This is a genomic window from Pseudomonas sp. yb_9, from assembly GCF_043103635.1.
GTDB classification, from domain to species: domain Bacteria; phylum Pseudomonadota; class Gammaproteobacteria; order Pseudomonadales; family Pseudomonadaceae; genus Aquipseudomonas; species Aquipseudomonas monteilii.
Genome location: NZ_JBICKA010000090.1, coordinates 1 through 6,280 on the forward strand (window position 1 = coordinate 1; position 6,280 = coordinate 6,280).

At 56.0% G+C, this 6,280-nt stretch carries 9 protein-coding genes and 1 pseudogene; 2 read left to right on the plus strand and 8 right to left on the minus strand.

Translation table 11 applies throughout. The features are described 5' to 3' along the window. Positions 1 to 51 precede the first annotated feature (51 nt). The 3 genes from ACF8MI_RS22770 to ACF8MI_RS22780 form a co-directional block, all read right to left on the minus strand. Positions 52 to 501, minus strand: a complete 450-nt coding sequence (locus ACF8MI_RS22770; protein WP_200928546.1) for a hypothetical protein — start codon at positions 499 to 501, stop codon at positions 52 to 54. Between the two features lie 356 nt (positions 502 to 857). After that, positions 858 to 2,132, minus strand: a complete 1,275-nt coding sequence (umuC, locus tag ACF8MI_RS22775; protein ID WP_392517856.1) for a translesion error-prone DNA polymerase V subunit UmuC — start codon at positions 2,130 to 2,132, stop codon at positions 858 to 860. Beyond that, positions 2,122 to 2,550 (minus strand): LexA family protein, encoded by a 429-nt coding sequence (locus ACF8MI_RS22780; protein WP_392517858.1) that lies wholly within the window; start codon positions 2,548 to 2,550, stop codon positions 2,122 to 2,124. The genes umuC and ACF8MI_RS22780 overlap by 11 nt, the downstream gene beginning before the upstream one ends. A 102-nt stretch (positions 2,551 to 2,652) precedes the next feature. Between ACF8MI_RS22780 and ACF8MI_RS22785 the strand changes: the two genes are divergently transcribed. Further along, on the plus strand, positions 2,653 to 3,342 hold the full coding sequence (locus tag ACF8MI_RS22785) for an SOS response-associated peptidase family protein (RefSeq protein ID WP_392517860.1): 690 nt from the start codon (positions 2,653 to 2,655) through the stop codon (positions 3,340 to 3,342). 276 nt (positions 3,343 to 3,618) lie between these two features. Here ACF8MI_RS22785 and ACF8MI_RS22790 read toward each other — a convergent pair whose 3' ends face one another. Both ACF8MI_RS22790 and ACF8MI_RS22795 read right to left on the minus strand, forming a co-directional pair. After that, positions 3,619 to 4,176, minus strand: a complete 558-nt coding sequence (locus ACF8MI_RS22790; protein ID WP_200928455.1) for a hypothetical protein — start codon at positions 4,174 to 4,176, stop codon at positions 3,619 to 3,621. A gap of 238 nt (positions 4,177 to 4,414) precedes the next feature. Further along, positions 4,415 to 4,639 carry a hypothetical protein gene (locus ACF8MI_RS22795; RefSeq protein ID WP_200928456.1) on the minus strand — a complete coding sequence of 75 codons (225 nt, stop codon included), beginning with the start codon at positions 4,637 to 4,639 and terminating at the stop codon, positions 4,415 to 4,417. A 170-nt stretch (positions 4,640 to 4,809) separates the two neighbouring features. Between ACF8MI_RS22795 and ACF8MI_RS22800 the strand changes: the two genes are divergently transcribed. Further along, positions 4,810 to 5,151, plus strand: a complete 342-nt coding sequence (locus ACF8MI_RS22800) for a hypothetical protein (protein ID WP_164524401.1) — start codon at positions 4,810 to 4,812, stop codon at positions 5,149 to 5,151. 266 nt (positions 5,152 to 5,417) lie between these two features. Here ACF8MI_RS22800 and ACF8MI_RS22805 read toward each other — a convergent pair whose 3' ends face one another. The 3 genes and pseudogenes from ACF8MI_RS22805 to ACF8MI_RS22815 form a co-directional block, all read right to left on the minus strand. Then, positions 5,418 to 5,729, minus strand: a complete 312-nt coding sequence (locus ACF8MI_RS22805) for a hypothetical protein (protein WP_164524400.1) — start codon at positions 5,727 to 5,729, stop codon at positions 5,418 to 5,420. Then, a pseudogene (locus tag ACF8MI_RS22810) lies at positions 5,701 to 5,889 on the minus strand (tail assembly protein); the annotation flags it as partial. The gene ACF8MI_RS22805 and the pseudogene ACF8MI_RS22810, both read right to left, overlap by 29 nt. A gap of 56 nt (positions 5,890 to 5,945) precedes the next feature. Beyond that, the coding region (locus ACF8MI_RS22815) for a hypothetical protein (RefSeq protein WP_392517862.1) at positions 5,946 to 6,280 on the minus strand (335 nt) is incomplete at its 5' end.

The window sequence follows — 6,280 nt, forward strand, 5'->3', positions numbered from 1 at the left end:
GTCATAAACGGAGGGCGAGGACTCACGGCCACTACCTGCCACTGACCTGAGTCATTGGGCCTTATCGTGAGTCAAAGCTTGCAGCGTTGACAGTTGCGACAGAAAAGCATTATTGCGAGCAGTTATAATTTCATTGATCGCCACAACTTCGTCATGATATTCCTTGCGAGTGCTATTAAGTACACTGCGCGACCAGTTATTAGTCGCATCATCTAACGCCTCCTGCAAGGGCTGCATATCTTGCTTATGTGCAGCCTGCATCAAATTTACCTGATCAAGAATGAGAGCTATCGAACTTTTCTTGGCATTAGCAGCCTCAAGCTCTTTCGAGGCCCACATATACCCCGCGCCCCCACCAACAGTTGCAATCAAGCCAAAAAACCCTAGAAAAACAATGGATTGAACAAATGTTCTGCCGCTATTATTCACAATGATTCTATAGCTAAGTAGCACCACAAGACCCAAGAAACCGAGATATCCATATTGCAGAAAAGTAGACATCCAACACATTCCTTTTTAGCAGTTCGAGAGCAATTTCAGGTTCGGTAGTTTCATCGAAACTGCAAGCCGCGGTATTCTACCAAAACTCACAGATCTAGTCTCCGCGGAGTCTAGAGCAGCCATTTGCGGAATGCTCGCTACCTTTTGCTCCGCGTGTGGCGATACTGTCGTGCTCAAAGAGGTCCCACATACGGGCGCTCTCAGTGAAGTCGAGCATGTCGGCAAGCTGACCCTCTTCAACTTCCTTGCGCCGATGTGCAGCCGTCGCGAGCTCAGCTAGCACCGCGGCTCGGCCGTCAGGATCAGCCATCAACGCCGACTGGTCATTGAGTTGGCCAACCAAGTCTCTGGCAGGCTCAACATTTGACCGTCCACAGCTGCTCGATCCGCGTCGTATAGGATTGGCTCATCATCTCCCTCCTCATTCTCCAACCCGGTGTCGCCGGCACGCTGGCGGCTCGCATTGTCCCCCTCCCCCAGCGCTCATTGATGTTATCCATAACCTGCATCAGCCGGTCACATGCCACCGACTGCTTGAGCGCGAACAAGTCCTCTGAAAACTCACCTGGTTGCCGCAGGTCCATCAGCAGCACCTCGGCCTTGCTGTAGCGGAACCCAGGCCTAAAAATCCGCCCGACCGCATCGGTGGCCAGTCGAGTCATCAGCAGCGTGTCGCATGTTGGGTAAGGAAGCTCTACCAGCGCACCCTGGGCGTGATGCGCTTCTTCCGGATTGAACATCCCGGTACGGATGCTGATTCGCATGCGCTTGCAAACTGCCCCTTGAGCCCGGAGTTTCTCCGCGGCGCGGCCAACGTAAGTGGCCACGGCCTGTTTGATCGGTGCCAGCTCAGTAAGCCGCTTTCCGAACATCCGACTGCAGCAGATCTCCTGTTTCGGCGGTTCGGCCTCGTCAAGTTCAAGGCATGGCGTGCCAGCGAGCTCTCGGGCCGTCTTTTCAACCACAACGCTGAACTTCTGGCGAAGTGTCCAGGCGTCAGCTTTGGCAAGATCCATGGCTGTGCGGATGCCCATCGCTTCAAGGTGAGCGGTCATACGCCGACCAATGCCCCAAACTTCCTTCACCTCGGTATTGCGCAACACCCAATCACGCTTGAACGGATCGGTGATGTCGACCACGCCACCCGTCTGTGCCTGCAGGCGCTTGGCCGTATGGTTGGCCAGCTTCGCGAGCGTCTTCGTGCCAGCAATGCCGACGCCCACCGGAATTCCCGTGCACTGGAAAATCCTCGAGCGCACCTTCCGCCCGAACTGAGTCAGATTTTCCTGAATACCGGACAAGTCAGCGAAGCATTCGTCGATGCTGTAGATCTCGATGGCCGGCACCATGGACTCGCTCAGGGTCATGACTCGCTCGCTCATGTCGCCGTACAGCGCGTAATTGCTGCTGAAGGCCATGATGCCGTGCCGGCGCAGCTTGTCCTTCGCCTGGAAATACGGCTCGCCCATCTTCACGAATGGCTTTGCGTCGTAGGACCTAGCGATTACACAGCCATCGTTGTTGCTCAGCACAACAATTGGGGTCTTGGCCAGGTCCGGCCGGAACACGCGCTCGCAGCTCGCGTAGAACGAGTTGCAATCGATCAGCGCGAACACCTGGTCACTGCGCATGGTCGCGAACGCTGTAACGCACGACACCCCAGATGACGAGGTCGTCGCCCTCCATGATGTACCGCGGTGGGTAGGCCGAATTCTCCGATTTCAGGATCACCACGCCATCGCGTCGGTGCAGACGCTTGCACACCGGCTCGCTGTTCACGGCGGCAATTACCACATCTCCGTGCTCGGCTTCGCGGCCGCGGTCTACGATGACGATATCGCCCGAGTAGATTCCAGCCCCCTGCATGCTATCGCCCTCCACTTTCACTAGATACACATGGGGCGCGCGGAGGTCGAATAGCTCATCCAGGGAAATATGGCCTTCCAAGTGGTCCGCTGCAGGCGAAGGAAACCCGGCCGGGACGTGGAATGAATAGAGCGGTAGCGGTTCGGTACCTCCGGTAGGCGTACCCAAGAATGTGATGGTCATGACGGAAGGTCCAATGCAAACTGTATGTATATACAGTAAATCTGGCATCGGGTGCCCGGTCAATCCTGGGCGGGGAAATTTCTGACGGGCGAGAGGTGGAAGATGTGCGGACGGTACTCGATCTACGATTCGATGGATCACTACCTGCGCCAGCTGTCGCTGGACCTGGTGGTGATAAATGGCTATGACCATGAGCCAATCAACCGATACAACGTAGCGCCGTCCACTCGGGTGGAAATCATTCGCCAGGTTGGGGATGGGTTGAGTGTGGATCGGGTGAAATGGGGATGGTCGCCTTTCTGGGCGAAGGGGAAGCGCCCGGATCCGATCAATGCTCGGGCCGAGACGGTAGTGACGGGGAAGTTCTTCAAGGGTCTATGGCCAAACGGCAGAGCCTTGGCGCCTGCAAATGGCTGGTTTGAATGGCTCCCTGATCCAGCGGACCCAAAGCGAAAGCAGCCCTACTACATCACCAGCGTCGACGGCGACCCGCTATTCTTTGCAGCCCTAGCTGAGGTGCACCACAGCGTAGAGCCGGATGAGCGCGATGGATTCGTGATCATAACCGCGGCGGCAGACCAAGGGCTGGTCGATATCCACGACCGAAAGCCTCTGGTGCTATTCCCTGATATTTCCAGGGAGTGGATGGACCCAGCCACAACGCCTGCGCGCGCTGCGGAGATTGTCGAAGCTGGATGCCGGCCCGCTCAGGATTTTTGCTGGTTCCCTGTAAGTAAGGCCGTCGGCAACGTGCGTAACCAAGGGCCAGAACTGGTTGAGCCGATTCAGTGAAGCGGCGGAAGATTCTTGCCGCGAGCCTTGGCAATTACTCGGAGCTGGTAATCGGAAACCGCCTGGAGCAGTGACCCCGCCAAAAGGCGTAGCCGCTCAACCTCCTCCTCCGGCGCGCCTCGATCCTTGGCTTGGTGATACTCGCGCATAGCGTCGACTGCCTGCTGAATCAGCTTCTCACTGAGCTAATGAAGTGTGTTTAGCCACATCAAAAGCTCAATCAGCTGACCCGGCAGTAAGAACCCAAGAACGGTAAAGGGATATGCCGGGTCGGAACTAGTCGGTCACGGCGTTCCTAGATGGAGATGAAACCCCAAACTCTTTTTTCCCGTACTGGCGAACGTCGCCCTCTTGGAATTCAATAAAATTTTTCTGATGGGTAATCAGACTGTAACCGTCTTTCAGCCTATAGGCCGTCACGGCCGCCCCCGCACAAATGGCCCACAGATTTGCGGTGTCCATGGCCCCGTTTTGTCCATATAGAAATATAGCGAGTAGGTAGAAGGGAACCCAGGTTGCAAACCAAGTCAGAAAACCCATCGCAGGCGCCATAAAGCCTAAGATCGTGAGCCAATGACGCGCTGTCATGGTCTCCGACAGTGTGTCGCCATTTTCAGTCTTCACAGCCATGATCAACAGTGATTTCCGGTTCGCCATCCAATACACCGTATGTTCAACACCTCGTCCGGGGCCTCTTAGATAGCGCAGGATCTCAGCACACATCTGAACATTTGTGTATCGGTATCCATCCATTTCCATATCGAATTTGCTTCGACCATCGGGATTGAACAAACTGGTGACGGTCCCTTTGGAATATCCATACTTTCGAGCCACAACCATCTCCTTGACAAAAATGTCAATGATATCATAAAGATGGCACGTGAGCACATAGGCATAGCTAGCTGTGCGGGCCTCTAACGCTTCGAGCTTTTAGGCTCATGCTTGTGCTCTATCGCATCCTGACTCGATCGGATGCTTCCGCCAGCATTCCCCCCTCGACTATCAACATCTTCGAGAACATCGGCGAGCGTTATGGAGTCGCGAGCGGTTCCGGAATCAAACGGTGGCTGGGTCAGTGAAGCGGTGGCATACCCTTCCCGCGCGCCTTGGCAATCACACGAAGCTGGTAATCTGACACAGCCTGAAAGAGTGACGCGGCGAGGAGGCGCAACCGCTCGACTTCCTCCGCCGGCGCACCGCAATCTTGGGCCTGGTTACACTCGCGCATGGCGTCAATAGCCTGCTGAATCAGCGGCTCGCCGGCCTCGACCATGCCAATGAAAGTGCGCTTGTCCACTGCCCTACCCCTATCATTTGATCAGGGCATTATAGGATGCCTTGTAGACAAGTCAGGAATTGATCACAAACGTCACAGCTCTACCGAAGGCTTATGGATATGAGAAGGCTTCCTATAAGTCTCTCGAGTCAATTATCCTCTCCGTGATATCACCGTGCCAGGAGCAGGAAATGGACAAGAATTTCGACGTCTCGACGTCTGACGGCCTCAAGAAGGCAGCCGACTTTTTCAGAGAAGGCAGTCTGTTAGCGTGGGTCGCCAACCCTCTAGTGGCTCTGGTATTCGCTGGAGAGCGATTGATTAAAGCCAACTCGGAGAGCACATCAGTCGAGAGTCAAGCAAAGGCCGCAGTCGATATCATCAGACAGGGCAAGGAAAGTGGGGCCCGGAAAATTAAGGTGACGATCGACCAACAAGCAGGAGCAAACCTGGACATTCCGGTCGAAGGTGCGAGGGTGTCTGCCATGATGGGTAGCAATGGAAAAATGACGCTAGAAGTCGAATACGACTAGACGCATCATCTACTGACAGGCCCTATGTGCAGCCTCCAGCAATTGTTCATACCCGATGCGCTGCCGTCTCTCAGCCAGCAGAGCTCGCACCTTTAGCTCTAGACTGTCGGTCCTGCGCAGTCCGTCGGCAGCCCATGTCGGCACGGCAACCTCCTGCGCACGGCATGGCACCTGCACGGGTACTTCGACGCGCACATACTGCACCTGCGGCTCGCCCCGAGAGCCGCAACCAACCAGCGCCAGCGCAAACACGATCAGCGTTACCCTCATAACCCAAGCTCCTTGTCGATGATCGAGGTTGCTGCCGCGCACTGGTCACCACCGGTACGCTCCTGTTGAAGTCGATTCGCGGCAGAGTATTCCGCCTGGGCGCCGGCCAGCGCCTGTGACACCGCCTTATCTACCCTAGCCTGGCGCTCACTTACGGCCAGGGTTAGGTCACCCAAGGCCTTGCCCTGCTCCGCCGCTAGCCCACTCAGGTTGTCCCGGGCCACCACACAGGTTGCCGCTTCCTTGTTGGCCTGATCCAACTGCGGTCGGTAATGGGTGGCTGAACTCGATCCCCTCAGCATTGGCATTGGCGATGAATCGCTCAAATCCCGGGATCTGGATGAACAGAGCCTTGATCGCTTCCGCAGGTGAGCGCACGGATAGCCTGAACGACCGCCCGAACTGGCGAAGCTGTCCGTACAGCAGTACGGTGGTCATGGGTTGATACTCGATCGCTAGAGCGGCCATTACTTACCTCCAGAAACAAAAAGCCACCCGGAGGTGGCTAGAATTAGGCGAATTACTCACCTGGCGCAGGCTTTCACAGCATCGACAACTCGGTCGAGCGGTGATTGCCAGGTGCGATAGAAATGGTACCGAACCGTGGAGCCGCTCTTGCTCGGTTCTACATCGACCAAGTGCAGAGGAGCCTGCGCGTCAGGCGCGAGAACTGAATAGCGCTTGCCGGACGACTGCAGAATGCCGCCGATACTCGCACCGAGAACCGTCGTGCTCTGCCAGCGATCGCGGATACACTCAGCGACAACCTGAGCAGACTTAGTTGATGTGAGCGTTATCAGAGGAGGGTTGCTGCGGGTGTCGGACACACTTGCGCATCCGGCAAGTACCGCAAGCACCA